This window comes from Pseudomonas sp. PB106 (assembly GCF_009764645.1).
In the GTDB taxonomy this organism is placed as follows: Bacteria; Pseudomonadota; Gammaproteobacteria; order Pseudomonadales; family Pseudomonadaceae; genus Aquipseudomonas.
The window spans coordinates 74,452-87,930 of sequence record NZ_RWIM01000125.1 but is presented as its reverse complement, the minus strand read 5'-3'; the positions used below and the strand labels follow the sequence as shown (position 1 = coordinate 87,930).

At 53.7% G+C, this 13,479-nt stretch carries 18 protein-coding genes and 3 tRNA genes; 12 read left to right on the top strand and 9 right to left on the bottom strand.

Features of this window, described 5'->3' with window-relative positions:
• The first annotated feature begins 121 nt into the window (after nucleotides 1–121).
• The 6 genes from uvrY to EJA71_RS17695 all read left to right on the top strand — a co-directional run bounded on the left by uvrY (nucleotide 122) and on the right by EJA71_RS17695 (nucleotide 3,722).
• Entirely contained in the window at nucleotides 122–763 is a 642-nt protein-coding gene (gene uvrY / locus EJA71_RS17720; protein WP_024012761.1) for a UvrY/SirA/GacA family response regulator transcription factor, read from the top strand.
• A gap of 2 nt (nucleotides 764–765) precedes the next feature.
• The gene (gene uvrC, locus EJA71_RS17715) at nucleotides 766–2,589 is read left to right on the top strand and encodes an excinuclease ABC subunit UvrC (protein WP_158958860.1); all 1,824 of its coding nucleotides are present in this window, start codon (nucleotides 766–768) and stop codon (nucleotides 2,587–2,589) included.
• A 32-nt stretch (nucleotides 2,590–2,621) separates the two neighbouring features.
• Nucleotides 2,622–3,182, top strand: coding sequence for a CDP-diacylglycerol--glycerol-3-phosphate 3-phosphatidyltransferase (pgsA, locus tag EJA71_RS17710; protein ID WP_158958938.1), 561 nt, complete (start codon nucleotides 2,622–2,624; stop codon nucleotides 3,180–3,182).
• Between the two features lie 60 nt (nucleotides 3,183–3,242).
• Nucleotides 3,243–3,318: transfer RNA gene (locus EJA71_RS17705), tRNA-Gly, on the top strand.
• A 46-nt stretch (nucleotides 3,319–3,364) separates the two neighbouring features.
• Nucleotides 3,365–3,438: transfer RNA gene (locus EJA71_RS17700), tRNA-Cys, on the top strand.
• Between the two features lie 197 nt (nucleotides 3,439–3,635).
• Nucleotides 3,636–3,722 (top strand) — tRNA-Leu (locus tag EJA71_RS17695).
• 82 nt (nucleotides 3,723–3,804) lie between these two features.
• Here EJA71_RS17695 and xerC read toward each other — a convergent pair.
• The 4 genes from xerC to EJA71_RS17675 all read right to left on the bottom strand — a co-directional run bounded on the left by xerC (nucleotide 3,805) and on the right by EJA71_RS17675 (nucleotide 6,284).
• Nucleotides 3,805–4,836: a tyrosine recombinase XerC gene (gene xerC, locus EJA71_RS17690; protein ID WP_158958858.1), complete on the bottom strand. Its 1,032-nt coding sequence runs from the start codon at nucleotides 4,834–4,836 to the stop codon at nucleotides 3,805–3,807.
• Nucleotide 4,837: 1 nt separating this feature from the next.
• The gene (locus EJA71_RS17685) at nucleotides 4,838–5,044 is read right to left on the bottom strand and encodes a DUF4224 domain-containing protein (protein WP_056785291.1); all 207 of its coding nucleotides are present in this window, start codon (nucleotides 5,042–5,044) and stop codon (nucleotides 4,838–4,840) included.
• Nucleotides 5,045–5,457: 413 nt separating this feature from the next.
• Complete coding sequence (locus tag EJA71_RS17680; protein WP_158958856.1) at nucleotides 5,458–5,913, bottom strand: hypothetical protein; 456 nt, start codon at nucleotides 5,911–5,913, stop codon at nucleotides 5,458–5,460.
• Between the two features lie 56 nt (nucleotides 5,914–5,969).
• Nucleotides 5,970–6,284, bottom strand: coding sequence for a hypothetical protein (locus tag EJA71_RS17675; RefSeq protein WP_158958854.1), 315 nt, complete (start codon nucleotides 6,282–6,284; stop codon nucleotides 5,970–5,972).
• A 120-nt stretch (nucleotides 6,285–6,404) separates the two neighbouring features.
• On the opposite strand from EJA71_RS17675, the gene EJA71_RS17670 reads away from it, so the two are divergent.
• A complete protein-coding gene (locus EJA71_RS17670) occupies nucleotides 6,405–7,100 on the top strand; it encodes a hypothetical protein (protein ID WP_158958852.1) in 696 nt (231 codons plus the stop codon).
• Nucleotides 7,101–7,184: 84 nt separating this feature from the next.
• On the opposite strand, the gene EJA71_RS17665 is transcribed toward EJA71_RS17670, so the two are convergent.
• Nucleotides 7,185–7,697: a hypothetical protein gene (locus EJA71_RS17665; protein ID WP_256671771.1), complete on the bottom strand. Its 513-nt coding sequence runs from the start codon at nucleotides 7,695–7,697 to the stop codon at nucleotides 7,185–7,187.
• Nucleotides 7,698–7,726: 29 nt separating this feature from the next.
• Here EJA71_RS17665 and EJA71_RS17660 point away from each other — a divergent pair, with 29 nt between their 5' ends.
• Complete coding sequence (locus EJA71_RS17660) at nucleotides 7,727–8,593, top strand: hypothetical protein (protein ID WP_158958850.1); 867 nt, start codon at nucleotides 7,727–7,729, stop codon at nucleotides 8,591–8,593.
• 103 nt (nucleotides 8,594–8,696) lie between these two features.
• On the opposite strand, the gene EJA71_RS17655 is transcribed toward EJA71_RS17660, so the two are convergent.
• On the bottom strand, nucleotides 8,697–9,488 hold the full coding sequence (locus EJA71_RS17655; protein WP_158958848.1) for a DUF2786 domain-containing protein: 792 nt from the start codon (nucleotides 9,486–9,488) through the stop codon (nucleotides 8,697–8,699).
• 53 nt (nucleotides 9,489–9,541) lie between these two features.
• On the opposite strand from EJA71_RS17655, the gene EJA71_RS17650 reads away from it, so the two are divergent.
• Nucleotides 9,542–9,970 carry a hypothetical protein gene (locus tag EJA71_RS17650; RefSeq protein ID WP_158958846.1) on the top strand — a complete coding sequence of 143 codons (429 nt, stop codon included), beginning with the start codon at nucleotides 9,542–9,544 and terminating at the stop codon, nucleotides 9,968–9,970.
• 1 nt (nucleotide 9,971) lies between these two features.
• Here the strand turns inward: EJA71_RS17650 and EJA71_RS17645 are convergent, their stop codons facing one another.
• The gene (locus tag EJA71_RS17645) at nucleotides 9,972–10,841 is read right to left on the bottom strand and encodes a hypothetical protein (RefSeq protein ID WP_158958844.1); all 870 of its coding nucleotides are present in this window, start codon (nucleotides 10,839–10,841) and stop codon (nucleotides 9,972–9,974) included.
• 97 nt (nucleotides 10,842–10,938) lie between these two features.
• On the opposite strand from EJA71_RS17645, the gene EJA71_RS17640 reads away from it, so the two are divergent.
• Complete coding sequence (locus EJA71_RS17640; protein ID WP_158958842.1) at nucleotides 10,939–11,316, top strand: hypothetical protein; 378 nt, start codon at nucleotides 10,939–10,941, stop codon at nucleotides 11,314–11,316.
• A 16-nt stretch (nucleotides 11,317–11,332) separates the two neighbouring features.
• Here EJA71_RS17640 and EJA71_RS17635 read toward each other — a convergent pair whose 3' ends face one another.
• Complete coding sequence (locus EJA71_RS17635) at nucleotides 11,333–11,734, bottom strand: hypothetical protein (protein WP_158958839.1); 402 nt, start codon at nucleotides 11,732–11,734, stop codon at nucleotides 11,333–11,335.
• A gap of 103 nt (nucleotides 11,735–11,837) precedes the next feature.
• Here EJA71_RS17635 and EJA71_RS17630 point away from each other — a divergent pair, with 103 nt between their 5' ends.
• Nucleotides 11,838–12,062, top strand: a complete 225-nt coding sequence (locus EJA71_RS17630; protein ID WP_158958837.1) for a hypothetical protein — start codon at nucleotides 11,838–11,840, stop codon at nucleotides 12,060–12,062.
• On the opposite strand, the gene EJA71_RS17625 is transcribed toward EJA71_RS17630, so the two are convergent.
• Nucleotides 12,050–12,361, bottom strand: coding sequence for a hypothetical protein (locus EJA71_RS17625; protein ID WP_158958835.1), 312 nt, complete (start codon nucleotides 12,359–12,361; stop codon nucleotides 12,050–12,052). The genes EJA71_RS17630 and EJA71_RS17625 overlap by 13 nt on opposite strands.
• Before the next feature lie 162 nt (nucleotides 12,362–12,523).
• Here EJA71_RS17625 and EJA71_RS17620 point away from each other — a divergent pair, with 162 nt between their 5' ends.
• Nucleotides 12,524–13,414 (top strand): hypothetical protein, encoded by an 891-nt coding sequence (locus tag EJA71_RS17620; RefSeq protein ID WP_158958833.1) that lies wholly within the window; start codon nucleotides 12,524–12,526, stop codon nucleotides 13,412–13,414.
• Nucleotides 13,415–13,479 lie beyond the last annotated feature (65 nt).

Sequence of the window (13,479 nt, the reverse complement as noted above, 5' to 3'; positions counted from 1 at the left end):
ACGGCCCGCATGCCTTCAATGATGAATTGAAACTTTTTAAATGCGGCTTTCCGCTAGGTCTGTCCGGCGCTTTTTGCTAAGGTGTCGGCATCCCAATAAGACCATATCGCGAGGTGTCTGCTTGATTAGGGTGCTAGTGGTCGACGACCATGATCTCGTTCGTACAGGCATTACACGGATGCTGGCCGATATTGATGGCCTGCAGGTGGTGGGTCAGGCCGAGTCAGGTGAAGAGTCCCTGATCAAGGCCCGTGAACTGAAGCCCGATGTGGTCCTGATGGACGTCAAGATGCCTGGCATCGGCGGCTTGGAGGCCACGCGCAAACTGCTGCGCAGTCACCCGGATATCAAGGTGGTTGCCGTCACCGTGTGTGAAGAAGACCCTTTCCCTACGCGCTTGCTGCAAGCGGGGGCCGCGGGTTATTTGACCAAGGGCGCAGGCCTGCCGGAAATGGTTCAGGCCATTCGCCTGGTGTTCGCCGGTCAGCGTTATATCAGTCCGCAGATTGCTCAACAATTGGCGATCAAATCCTTTCAACCCACCAATGATTCCCCATTCGATGCGTTGTCTGAGCGGGAAATTCAGATCGCGTTGATGATTGTTGGCTGCCAGAAGGTCCAGATCATTTCCGACAAGTTGTGTCTGTCCCCGAAAACCGTGAACACCTACCGTTACCGCATCTTCGAAAAACTTTCGATCAGTAGCGACGTTGAGTTGACACTGTTAGCGGTTCGTCACGGCATGGTTGATGCCAGCGCTTGACCATGACTGATACTTTCGATTCCGGCGCCTTTCTGTCAACGGTCAGTGGGCGCCCCGGCGTTTATCGCATGTTCGACAGCGATGCGCGTCTGCTCTACGTTGGCAAAGCCAAAAATCTCAAGAAGCGTCTGGCCAGCTACTTTCGCAAAACTGGCCTGGCGCCGAAAACGGCTGCGCTGGTGGGGCGCATCGCTCAGGTCGAAACGACCATTACCGCCAACGAAACCGAAGCACTGCTGCTTGAGCAAACGCTGATCAAAGAATGGCGGCCGCCTTACAACATTCTGTTGCGCGACGATAAATCCTACCCCTATGTGTTTCTGTCGGACGGTCAGTTTCCGCGTCTGAGCATTCATCGCGGGGCGAAAAAAGCCAAAGGCAAATACTTCGGGCCCTATCCGAGTGCCGGCGCCATTCGCGAGAGCCTGAGTCTGTTGCAGAAAACCTTCTTCGTTCGGCAATGCGAAGACAGCTACTACAAGAACCGCACGCGTCCATGCCTGCAGTATCAGATCAAACGCTGCAAGGCGCCGTGTGTTGGTCTGGTCGAACCCGAGGTCTATGCCGAGGATGTGCGTCACTCGGTGATGTTCCTCGAAGGACGCAGTCACGCACTGACCAACGAGCTGTCCACGGCAATGGAAGAGGCTGCGATCAACCTTGAGTTTGAGCGCGCCGCCGAGTTGCGTGACCAGATTGCTTTACTGCGACGGGTTCAGGATCAACAGAGCATGGAGGGCGGCACCGGCGATATCGATGTCATTGCCGCTTTCGTCAATCCGGGTGGCGCTTGCGTCCATTTGATCAGCGTGCGCGGCGGCCGGGTGCTCGGCAGCAAAAACTTCTTCCCACAGGTTGGTATAGAAGAAGACGTTTCCGAAGTCATGGCTGCGTTTCTTGGCCAATATTTCATCAGCAGCCCTGAGCGCGATCTGCCAAGCGAATTGATCGTCAACGTCGTCCACGAAGACTTTCCGACGCTGATCGAGGCCATTCACTCGTTGCGTGGCCGTGAGTTGGCCATCAGTCATCGGGTGCGCGGTACACGGGCGCGCTGGCAACAACTGGCGGTGACCAATGCCGAACAGGCGCTCGGCGCGCGGCTTGCCAACCGCCAACATACCGCTGCACGCTTCGAAGCCTTGGCGGAAGTCTTGAATCTGGACGAACCGCCGCAGCGCCTGGAGTGCTATGACATCAGTCACTCCAGCGGTGAGGCGACGGTGGCGTCCTGCGTGGTGTTCGGTCCGGAAGGGGCGATCAAGTCGGATTACCGTCGCTATAACATCGAAGGTGTCACGGCGGGTGACGACTACGCCGCGATGCATCAAGCCTTGACCCGACGTTTCAGCAAGTTGAAGGAAGGCGAGGGTAAGCTGCCCGACATTCTTCTTGTGGATGGCGGCAAGGGTCAGTTGTCGATGGCCCGCGACGTGCTCAACGAACTGGCAGTGCCGGATCTGATCTTGCTGGGTGTCGCCAAAGGCGCAACACGCAAGGCGGGTTTCGAAACTCTGTATCTGAATGATGCGGCGCACGAGTTCACCTTGCGTGGTGACTCACCGGCCCTGCATCTTATTCAGCAGATTCGCGACGAAGCTCACCGATTCGCGATTACAGGACATCGTGCGCGGCGCGGCAAAACACGACGAACGTCAACGCTGGAAGGCGTTGCCGGCGTCGGGCCAACCCGTCGTCGCGATTTGTTGAAACATTTTGGTGGATTGCAGGAGCTGTCTCGTGCAAGCATCGAAGAGATCGCCAAAGCCCCGGGGATCAGTAAAAAGCTCGCTGAGTCGATTTATGCGAACCTGCATAGCGAGTAGAATGCCCCTTCACCTCGTAGCCAGTTGTGCCGATGAATATCCCTAATCTGATTACCGTTCTACGCGTCCTGCTCATCCCGATCTTCATTTTGCTGTTCTATCTCCCTTACCAATGGAGTTACATGGCCTCCGCTTCGGTATTCGCCTTTGCGGCAGCCACGGACTGGCTGGATGGTTACCTCGCGCGCCGCCTGGAGCAGAGCACCCCCTTCGGTGCGTTCCTTGATCCGGTTGCCGACAAACTCATGGTTGCTGTCGCGCTGGTCCTGCTGGTACAAGAACACGGCAATCTCTGGCTGACATTGCCAGCGGCGGTCATCATAGGTCGCGAGATCGTGGTGTCTGCACTGCGTGAATGGATGGCTGAACTCGGGGCTCGCGCCCATGTTGCTGTATCGAATCTGGGCAAATGGAAAACCGCTGCACAGATGCTTGCGCTGGTGATCCTCTTGGCCAATCCAAAGGATTTCAGCTTCTGGGTTATTCTCGGTTACTCCTTGCTGATGGTCTCCGCTGGCCTGACGCTGTGGTCGATGGTTCAGTACCTCCGCGCTGCCTGGCCGCATCTGAAGACCGATGTTGAAAAGAAATAAAACTTTTTTGAATCAAGGGGTTGACGGAGCTTCTTAATTCTATAGAATGCGCATCACCAAGCGGGAATAGCTCAGTTGGTAGAGCACGACCTTGCCAAGGTCGGGGTCGCGAGTTCGAGTCTCGTTTCCCGCTCCAAGTTTGTATGTGTTTGTTGTTGTGCTACTGACAGCAAATGCTTTGAGGCCGAGTAGCAAAATGGTTATGCAGTGGATTGCAAATCCACCTACGCCGGTTCGATTCCGACCTCGGCCTCCACTATAAACAAGCTCCGTAGATCCATGATTTACGGAGCTTTTTTATTTGCAGTTCGCTGCAAGATTTAGTCTTGAAAAACGGCGATTGCGAACTTGCTTCACCGGGAAGTGATGTATATATTTCCCGCTCGGCTGCTCAGCGCGCATCCTGTGAAAGTCGCGACTTGGCAGTTGAATGGAAAGCTACACCGCGCTACCGCCCGAATGGCGAAACTGGTAGACGCATGGGACTTAAAATCCCCCGCTCGTAAGGGCGTGCCGGTTCGATTCCGGCTTCGGGCACCATCTTAAATCAAGGGTTTGCGAGCGAAAGCTGATGCAAACCCTTGTTTGTTTCTGGTCCGCTATTTTGATGTTGGTCCGCAATTCACTTGGTGGGAGTAACTTTCTTGCCCATGCGATTGCGTATGTATTGCTCAGTCATCACCACGGTAGTATGCCCGAGTTGATCTCTGGCCTGCATGATGTCACCGCTGGATTCGGCCTTGTCAGTACCTGCCTTGGCGCGTAAATCCCGCATCTGAAATTCAGATTTCTCCACCCCGGCCGCTTCCCTGGCCAAGTCAAACCTCCTGCGCAACATCGCCACCGTCATTGGTGTGCCGTCCTCTGTAACGATCAGCCGCGTCGAGCGGACCTTATGTTCTGACTTCCGGGACATGATTCGATCAATCAAAACCTTCAGCTCGCCTGTTATTTCAATCCGACGCTTTGCCTTCGTTTTGCCTTGAAGCACCCAGATCTGCCCGTCGCGCACGTCGCGCTCATCCATCAGCCGGGTGTCGGTCACCCGTTGGCCAGTCAGATAGGCGAGGTCCATTGCGTCTTGTAGGCCCGCGTCCGCCTTGTCGTGCACGCGCTTGAACAGCGCATCTTCGACATATGTGTCCCGGCCGGTCTCTTTGTTGCCCTTGATGCCCGCGCATGGATTGGCAAGCGATGTGTAGCCCTTATCCCGGGCGTAATTCCAGATTGCGCTGAGCAGAGCCTTTTCGCGGTTCGCGCGCACTGGCGCGGACTTGCGCCAAGTGAGGTATTGGCGAACGTGCAATGGCTCGATCGTTTCCAGCGGTGCCGGTGGATCGTCAAAGAAAGCGATCAGGTTTTTCAGCTCGCGCTTGTTGTCAGCCTGGGTGGCTGTTCCTTTGGTTGGGACGATGTCGACCATGTATTTTTCGGCGACGTAGCGAAACGTGATGACCTTGGCGACCAGATCGGTTGCGGTGCGATCACGCTCTAGCTTCGCGTATTCCATGATCGCCAAGCCGTAGTCGCTGCCCAGGGGAATTTCCTTTCGGTCTTTTCCGCCCGTATCGTAGTAGTAGAACACCCGGCCGCTGGCTTTCTTGCGTTCCCGCAGCCTGGCGATCGAGCCGGGTTTACTTGGTCGTCTTCCCATGTCAGCTGGCCTTACGTGATTTCCAGACGGGCTTTTCTGATTCAAATGCGCCGACGGCGGTGACCGCCATCGCGGTGACACTCGGCCAGCCGTTCACTTTAATCGTATGGCGAACGCCATTCTTTTTCAGGTTGAGGATCTGACCTGCCTTGGTCCGCGCGCCGGTGAGCTCGCAAACCTCCTCGTGTGACAGAAACTGGATGGTCATTGTGATGCTCCATGCCGCGCGTGGCGGCAGAAGGTGGTTAAAGGTTTCGAAGTTCTTTTCGCTGTTCAGGGGATTGAGCGGGGTACCCGAAGTGAAAACGCCGCCTGCCCGTGTAGCCGCACTCGCTGCATCCGGACGATGGGTCGCAACTGCAGCCACCCTCACATCCGCAACTGCACCCGCTACAGGAAAGGGTCACAACGCCTTCTTCCTCGACATCGCCGTCTTCGGTGATCCAGTACTTGCGCCGACGATCAAGCCTGAACCCTGCTGCCGCTTCGGCCTGTTCATATGTTGCAGGCTCAACTCGGAAACCGCGTTCCGCGCCTGGATCTGAGACCGATCGCATTATTTTCGGCATGCAGAGTTCCTCGTCCGCCGTACACCGGCAGGCTGTTGAGTTGGGGGAGGGGTTAAGGCTTGTTCGGCTGCTGGCGTTTACGCGCAGCGGCAACCAATGCTTTCGAGGTGCTTGCCACGCCGCCGGCAACGTCCTCGGGGAGGATCGCGGTATTGCAGGGAGGGCAGAGCGGCGCCATCTTCGTGCTGCGCCAGGCTTCGTCCATCACCTTGGTGGCGCGACTGCGGATCTGGAATTTTTCCGCCTCGGCCAGTTCTGCGGCGCGGCGATTGATCCGGCTTGTTGCGGCGCTGAACTTCTCCACCAGGTGGAGAAAGGCATCGAACGCTTCGACCTCACTTTCGCAGTCGCTGCACCAGATGCGGCGCTCGTTGTGGTCGTAGACCATCTTCCTGTGGGTACATGAAGATGAAGGTCGGCGAGTGAGGCCGCGGGCAACCCGGATATCCTCGATCTGCACGACCTTGACGCCGTACAGGTAATCCTGCGGTTCAATCGGTGCACTCATCGCCACGGCCCCTTGTAGATGAGGTAGGCCATGTAGAGCGGGGCGAGGATCATGGCTCAGCCCTCCGTGCCAATCAGGTAGGAAGGTTCGGTTGCCTCTTCCAGCCACTGACGAAGACAACCGCACTCTGGGTGGGGTGGTTCTTCGTCGACCCACTGCTTATCGAGGAACGCTTCGCTGGTCAGTTCGACATCCCAGTCCGCATATTTGGATGGGTCATCGCCGTTCATTTCGGCGAGCACGCGGCGTGCTTCGTCTTCATCGCGGGCAGCAACCCAGTCGCAATCGCCGACTTGGAAGCAAAGCAGGATAGGGCGGGCCGGCTGACTGCCGTTGTGTTCGAATTCAGGAACTTGGTTTTCTTCAGACATGACTTCGTCCTTGCCGCTATAGCGGCTGACTTTGAAGGGGGAGGGTAATTTGGCTGCGCAGGCTTTTTAGCGAATATTCTTTGCTAGAGTGTCGTTATAAACCCTTACAAGGAGAATTCATTGAATCGCTTAAGCACGTATTGGATAGATCAGGCTCAATTGTGGCGTGGGCGAAGCTTGGAATGGTGGGCAGCTCACGTCACGGCGTTTTATATCGGCGGTGCCTTTCTCATCATGGGGGCAAAATTTGATGAACTTATTTCCTTGAAATTGAATGAGCTTGGAGATTTCGCAGCTGGAGCGTTTGGGCCCGTGGCGTTTTTGTGGTTGGTACTCGGATACATCCAGCAGGGACGTGAACTGAAGCTGAGTTCCGAAGCGCTGCGCATGCAGACTGAGGAACTGAAAAACTCCGTTGCCCAACAATGCGAAATGGTTGCATCACAAAAAGTAACTCTACAAAACTATGAGAGATCACTTGAACCTCTGCTGCATTTGCAGGTTTCGAGTGCGGATTGGCAGGAAGGGGAGTTTTGTGTTTCCTTAATTATCAATAATACTGGAGGCTACTGTGAGTCAGTACTCATAAAGTTAACCGCCACTGAAAGTAGTGAAAGAATCGCTGACCCACTAATAACCGGGGCCTCTTGTTCGATACGGTTTGACGATCTTCATGAGTGGGAAGATTTTGAGGTTGTAGTTGAGTACAAAACAAGAAGCGGCGCGTCCAACTCGCAAAAGTTTATTGCTGTCAGTTATCATGAGGAGGGTTATGGTTACAGCTATTATGTGAGGAAGCTTCCGTTTTTAAATTGAATTTTAAACTTACTTACTTGAGCTGCTAAGCGCTGATAAAGCTCAATGATGTCTGCGGCGTTTGCTGCTACAAGTGCCTCCGCCTCATCTGGACACGCTGTTGCCGATCAGCCGCACCTGGTCAGTTTTGTTAATGTCGCGCCATTCCTCGGCGCTAATGACCGGGTCGACGAACAGCCCGCGGTGGATGATGTAGTCTTTGTCGAAGCCTTGCGCGGCCTTCAATTCAGGCGGTTGCAGCATGCGTAGCGTGATATTGATCAGCACATAGCCGACAACCTTCACTATTTCAGCCGGGTCTTTGAAGTGCTCCGGCAGATATTTGTGCATGAACGCAGCCCAGCGGCGCGCTCCTTCCATCTGCTCAGGCGTCAGCGTGTCGCGCACCCGCTCTGTCTCGACCTCTGTCTCGCGATCTATCGTTGGTAACTTTTGCATCGGCTCTTTCGGCGGGATGCCGTCTTTCTTGTTGCCGTAGTACTTCACCAGATAGGCACTGCTCAGCCGCTGGTTGGCGCGGGATTGATAGATCGATGTGGGATCGTAGAGCCCTAGTGGCAATATGGAATTGGAAAGTCGATAGACAAGGACTATCATGTGTGCGCCCATTGGAAGGAACTGACCGAATGTACATGTTGGCCTTAATAGCTTTAATCGTTCTTCAGATTTTTACTGCATCGATAGCACTCTATTTCTATAGCTTGACGAAAAAAAAAGACGTTGAGGGTTTTCAACCCTATAGTCAGTTTTTGATAGGAGGTAGTGCGCTCGGGTTTGCAAGTTTTATTTTGTTTATGTTCTATGTTTTTGTTGACGATAGATTTGAGATTGGCAATAACTTAGGTCAGGTAGGAGATTTTGTTGGTGGGTTAACTAATCCGGTGCTCAGTTTTGTTGCGTTAATAGTTTTATTAAGAACGACCTTGATTCAGACTGACGAGGCTAGAAAAACATCAGTCATAATGCTTGAGCAGCAGCGACTTATGGAAGAAGAGCGTTTTGAGTCTACCTTTTATAAATTGCTGGAACGTTATGAAAGCATCGCTGAAGTTAATCTTAGAATTCATACTGAGAAGGACAAGCTCTCAGTTGGTCTTCGAATGCTTCAGGATATCAGGAAAAAACGAATAGAGTTTGATGAGGCTGAACTGCGGAATCAGATTAGAAATGTGAAAAAGCACATAAAGGAAGTGTTTGTAAAAGACAAATTGTCGAAGACAATGGCAAGAGCTTGGAAGGTTTATCATTTTGTTGATGGCTCAAGTTTAAAATTTTCTAGAAAGAAATACTATTTCTCAATAATGGTCGATGCAATGGAGCCTTGCGAATTGGTGCTGTTTTTAAGTAGTGCGTTTGCAGTTAGGGGGTTGGCGAAAGGAGTTAAAAAGTATGTGCCGGGCAAAGTTATTAAAAGAGAGTTTTATCCTTCCGGGTTGCTCTTTAATTATTACACGAGAAGACCCTTAAATGCGAAGGCGCAGGCCGCTATGTAATCGATTGCTTTCTCATTACAAGTTGGAGTTATTGAGTAAGGGAAGCTGTAAACCTTCTCTTTGGCGATCATCAGAGTTTTTTACCGGATACTGGATTGCGTCGCTACAGCTGTGGATCTAAAGCCGGTTGCGATAGCACAGGAGCGTCGCCGCCGCGTGCGATGCCGGCGTGCAGCTCTACCTTTTGACCGGCGAGCATGCCGGCGATCTGTGCATTCATATCCAACTCGACGCCCTTGCTTTTCCGGGACTCTTTGATGTCTAGGTTGGTGAGGTATTCGCTGATCAATACTTTGTCCTGCGCTTGAATCGCAATGAGGTCTTGGCCGGTGGCGGGTTGGTCGAGCGGGTCTTCATCGGCCTGAGGCACGAGCGCTTTCAGCTTCGACTGAACTTCCCAGACCCACGCCAGTGCGAAGTGGTCGCCGGCAGTTTCTGCCGAATACTCACTGCGCCGGACTCCAGACCTGACTGCTGAGCAGTACTCCTTTCGGACCTGGGTAAGCTTTCTGTGCAGGGACTCATACGCATACAGGGCGATGTTCTGGGCGGGAGAAACGCCGACGAATGTCGCGCATTCGATGACTTGCTCTTTCGCAGGGCTCCACTTCCTGCGTCGCAGTGTCGTGCAGTTGAATGCATCTGCTACGGCGATGCTCAACTGCTGATCCCATGCCGGCCGACGCTTGGCGCGGTGTAGATCCGACTCGACTTCACCGACGTCGCTCAGCTTCACATCCATTTCGGTCAGACGATACTCGCGCATCAGTGCCTGAGCCTGCCGCAACGCCGTAGCGGCTTCGTTCTCGTTGGCGCTCTGGGCCAGCGCCAGGCAGTGCTTAATCTTGCGGATCGCGCGCTCGAGTTTCTTTTCGTCGATCTGTTGTGCGGACATAGGGGATCCTCGCCGGGTATATTGCGATAGGGAATTTTTTAGGGAATAAACGGATGTTGCCGAACTACATTCAGTACCGTTACGAGCTTTTCAAACAGAAAAAAGCAGCTAAATCTCTCTCAAAAAGCGAGCCGCCGGACAGTGAGCAATACTACGAGAGCGGAGAAATGGCCGACTACATCCACAGATGGGAGCTTTCTGAGCAATGGCGCGCCTCGATACAAACGAACTACTACCGAAGGAAGGCCGAGTCACTTCTGGTTCAGATGCCTGAAGAGTCTGACTCAGCAATGTTTGCGCGCGTGGACTGGGACGATCATCCTGATGAGCCCTACTATTTGACGCCGTTAGGGCTTCGAACCGTAAGAGACTCTATTCGGGCCGAACAGAAACACAAACGAGAGGCAGTGGGGTATTGGTTCGGAATTGCCGTTGGGCTGATCGGTGCGATCACTGGTTTGGTATCAGCATTTAAAGGCTGAATCAGTCTCCGCAGAAGCAGTCGATGTCTTCGGCGAGATACTCGAAATCGAAGTTGGTCTGTCTGGATCGTTGCTCGGCAGACCATCCCATCGTCTTGTAATCGGCTCGATCCTGTCGAAAGACCTGCCGGAATCGCTCTTCAGTGCCTGACCACCAGATCACCCGCGCCGGGTCATCCATGATGGTCTTGATTAGCTTGCCTTCGTTCTTCTTCCAGCACAGATCGCAGTTGCCGAAGTCGGAGTCCATGCCAAGGTCGAAGGGCTGCGTCGCCCAGAACTCGACAACATCTTCCTTCGTGACACCGGCAGTGTAGGAAGGGCAGACATTGTCCCACCGGGTGCCGCCGCGATCGTTGGCAGCCATCATGCGGTGGTAGCGCTTCGGTTCGTCGTACCTGATGCCGACGACGCAATCCCATTCGGTGTATCCGAGGGCACGCATGTGCTTCTCGCCGATCTTCACCTTGAGGTATGCGGTGCACATGTTGTTCGAAAAGTTTGGCAGCACCGGTGGCAGGTTCTTTTCGGACTTCCTGTACGCGGCGTAATACTCGAGCATCATGGTGAATGGTTCGCCGTCGCGACTTGCTGTTTCGAAGTCCACCAGCTTGTACCAAGGCGCGTCATCGGGCTGGCCGTACACGCGGCACCACTCCATCCAAACGATGTTCACGTTCCAGCGCTTCGCGATCTGGTCGATGAAGACCAGCGTTTCCTCGCGCTCCTTGCCGGTGTTCTGGAAGAACAGGTGCATATCATGCGGTAGGGTGCCGCCGTGTGCTTCGAGGATCTTGTAGACCATGTGCCCGCTGGTGCGACCACCGCTGATGCCGATCTGGGCCGGGCCGGTGATCAGGTAGGGATTCATAATTGCTCCAGACAGCCGATTGCCTCACCGGCTGGCGTGATTCGTAGAAGTGGGGTATTTGTGTTCGGCCCGGCATGGAGCCGGAAGGATGGGGCTGATGGCAGAAAGAGAAGAGCGTTATTACGAGGACCGAATTCTCCACGCGAGGGGCTGGTTCGTGTTTTGGTCGGTACTCGCAATTGCGATTCCGATCATCGTGACGCTGACTGTAGGGGTGCTAGATAAGCCAAGCTCTTGGATTTCGCGCTCAGGAGCCGTGATGGCTGGCATAGCGTTTCTTGCACACCTAAAGTCGGACGCCATGATGGGCGTGCTGAAGCCAAGCGGTATGGTCGATAAGAGCTTTAAGCCTACGAAGGACAAATACTTCAGGCAAATCGTTTTGTGTGGGCGCATCGCTATCGCAATCGTATTTATTGGATCGCTGGTATGGGGGTTTGGGGACTTGCTGCCGGTCGGTAAACCCTCACCCTAATTAAAATGACAGTTGCTCAGGCGCGCCGGACCTTGAAGTGCAGCATCGCCTTGATGCTGTGGCAGTAATCCTGAAGCCGCTCGTAGGCCTTGTACTTAGCCTGACTTCGAGTTGCTGCCCACACCCTGACGAGGTCTTCGCGGGCCTCCCGGTTCCAGTCGAGATCGTCCCAGTCATGCTTGAACGGTAGGACCAGCCACTCCTTGAGCGGCAGCGTCTCGGCCATGTCGCCGTACTGCATTTCGTGGGTGGGGTGGTAATTGCCGATGCGCTTCTTTGGGTCTTCATCCAGCACCACACCGATGTAGTGGCCGCGATCTGCCAGGATCACACCGGGCTTTCCATAGGCGATGACGCGGCGACCGATTTCGGCAGGCACCTGATAGTGCTGCCGGACGTACGCGCAGTTGTGATCCATGGATTATCTCCAGTCAGGCGCCGCCCTCCGTGACCGGTGGTGGCAATTTGGTTTGGGTTGGGGTATTACGGGTGACCGGCATGGGGCCGGTTGAGGTCGATATATGAACGTGACGTACACCCGAGCACTAGCTGGCGCTGTCACAGCGCTGGTGGAAGCGGCCGATAAACTTGGAATTGATCCGGGCGCGTTAACCGCTCAAGCAAGGCAGCTGATTCGCGAAGACCCTCAGATGCGTGATGATCCGCAAATAATCGCGCTCGCTGACGGCGCTATCAATGCGGGCTACGGGCTGGCGCTCGAGGCGCACCGAAATCAGTCTTCCTGACCAATACGAAGCGCTTCCCGCTGATAGGCGAGCTTCAACTTCCGCGACACGTTTTCGGGTATCACATATTCGTGTCGCGGCGGCGTGAGTAGGGGCAGGGCGCCGCCCGGGCCGAGGCCATGCAGGTGGTGAATCATCAGCGTGATCGCCTCGCCCTGTTCCTCAATGCCGCTCCAAGTCATCAGCTCAGCAAGTGCTTGGCGCGTACCTGGCAGGCAGTGCAGCCTGATTTCCTCTTCGCCGCGCTCCTTCCTCTTCGCCGCGGCTTTCGCTGAGCGATCTGCATTGCTCTTGGCCATGGCCTACCTCTTCAATTCCGCTGGCCGGCAAGTCCAGCTAGGTGTGTTGGCTACGGGACGCAACCGGTTGGTTGAGCGCCTTCCGCGAATCATGGTGGCGAACTGCCAATAAATAGTGTTTTATGTCGAAATTTGATGAGCTGCGGTTAGAGGGAGTACACGTTGACCAAAGTAATGCTTGAGCAGAAGAGTTCTGGGGAGACGCCTGTTGCGTCAAAAAAACAGTGCTTCATTGTCACTCCGATCGGGGCGACTGTGTCAGAGGTGCGAAGAGCAACCGATGGGTTAATCAGTTCGGTGCTTAAACCTGTGCTTACTGATCTCGGTTATGATGTTCATGTCGCGCACGAGATTTCACTAACAGGTTCCATAACAAGGCAGGTAGTGCAGCATCTTCTTGAGGATGATTTGGTCGTCGCCAACCTCACGAACTTAAATCCTAATGTGATGTACGAGCTCGCAGTTAGGCATTGCGTCGGAAAACCGGTTGTCACGATTGCTGAAAATGGAACAAATTTGCCGTTCGACATTGCCGAAGAGCGGACGATATTTTTTACGGACGATATGCGAGGCGTAGTAGAGTTAATCTCGGCACTTCGGCAAGTGATAATCGCAAACGAGGAGAAGCCGATTGTAGATAACCCTGTGCTTCGTGTGAGAGAGCATAAGGTGTTAATTGAAAGCTTGGAGCAGGGCGATGCCAACGAAATACTAGCTGATCGTTTAGATAGTATTGAGGAGTTGTTGGTAAGTTTGGTGAATTCGAAGAGTGCGCCGGTTGCAGAAACATTTACACCGTCAAGTAGACCCCCTCCGCCGCCAATTTTTACTTATTATATATTGGCAGAAGGCGATGTCGAGAATGTAGATAAATTTGCGATGCTGATTAGCGGCTATAAAGGTGTTGTTCGTGTCAATATGGGGAAGACAAAGGTAGAGACTGGAAATTCGCTTCAACGCAGTTTGGAGGTTAGATCCGTTATTCCTATTAATGATGAAATTATTGAAACGCTAGCAAAAAAAGTAGATGTGAAAGCGTTCATAGCGTTTTGAGTTGCGATATTGTTACGATTTAAACATCAGTAGTCGCTTGGATGGATTCCTTCAATGTTAATGCT

Bases quoted from the DNA above. Each gene is read 5' to 3' on its own strand.
- uvrC (WP_158958860.1), top strand. From the start codon at position 766: ATGACTGATACTTTCGATTCCGGCGCCTTTCTGTCAACGGTCAGTGGG.
- pgsA (WP_158958938.1), top strand. From the start codon at position 2,622: ATGAATATCCCTAATCTGATTACCGTTCTACGCGTCCTGCTCATCCCG.
- xerC (WP_158958858.1), bottom strand. From the start codon at position 4,836: ATGGGAAGACGACCAAGTAAACCCGGCTCGATCGCCAGGCTGCGGGAA.
- EJA71_RS17685 (WP_056785291.1), bottom strand. From the start codon at position 5,044: ATGACCATCCAGTTTCTGTCACACGAGGAGGTTTGCGAGCTCACCGGC.
- EJA71_RS17680 (WP_158958856.1), bottom strand. From the start codon at position 5,913: ATGAGTGCACCGATTGAACCGCAGGATTACCTGTACGGCGTCAAGGTC.
- EJA71_RS17675 (WP_158958854.1), bottom strand. From the start codon at position 6,284: ATGTCTGAAGAAAACCAAGTTCCTGAATTCGAACACAACGGCAGTCAG.
- EJA71_RS17665 (WP_256671771.1), bottom strand. From the start codon at position 7,697: ATGATAGTCCTTGTCTATCGACTTTCCAATTCCATATTGCCACTAGGG.
- EJA71_RS17660 (WP_158958850.1), top strand. From the start codon at position 7,727: ATGTACATGTTGGCCTTAATAGCTTTAATCGTTCTTCAGATTTTTACT.
- EJA71_RS17655 (WP_158958848.1), bottom strand. From the start codon at position 9,488: ATGTCCGCACAACAGATCGACGAAAAGAAACTCGAGCGCGCGATCCGC.
- EJA71_RS17650 (WP_158958846.1), top strand. From the start codon at position 9,542: ATGTTGCCGAACTACATTCAGTACCGTTACGAGCTTTTCAAACAGAAA.
- EJA71_RS17645 (WP_158958844.1), bottom strand. From the start codon at position 10,841: ATGAATCCCTACCTGATCACCGGCCCGGCCCAGATCGGCATCAGCGGT.
- EJA71_RS17640 (WP_158958842.1), top strand. From the start codon at position 10,939: ATGGCAGAAAGAGAAGAGCGTTATTACGAGGACCGAATTCTCCACGCG.
- EJA71_RS17635 (WP_158958839.1), bottom strand. From the start codon at position 11,734: ATGGATCACAACTGCGCGTACGTCCGGCAGCACTATCAGGTGCCTGCC.
- EJA71_RS17630 (WP_158958837.1), top strand. From the start codon at position 11,838: ATGAACGTGACGTACACCCGAGCACTAGCTGGCGCTGTCACAGCGCTG.
- EJA71_RS17625 (WP_158958835.1), bottom strand. From the start codon at position 12,361: ATGGCCAAGAGCAATGCAGATCGCTCAGCGAAAGCCGCGGCGAAGAGG.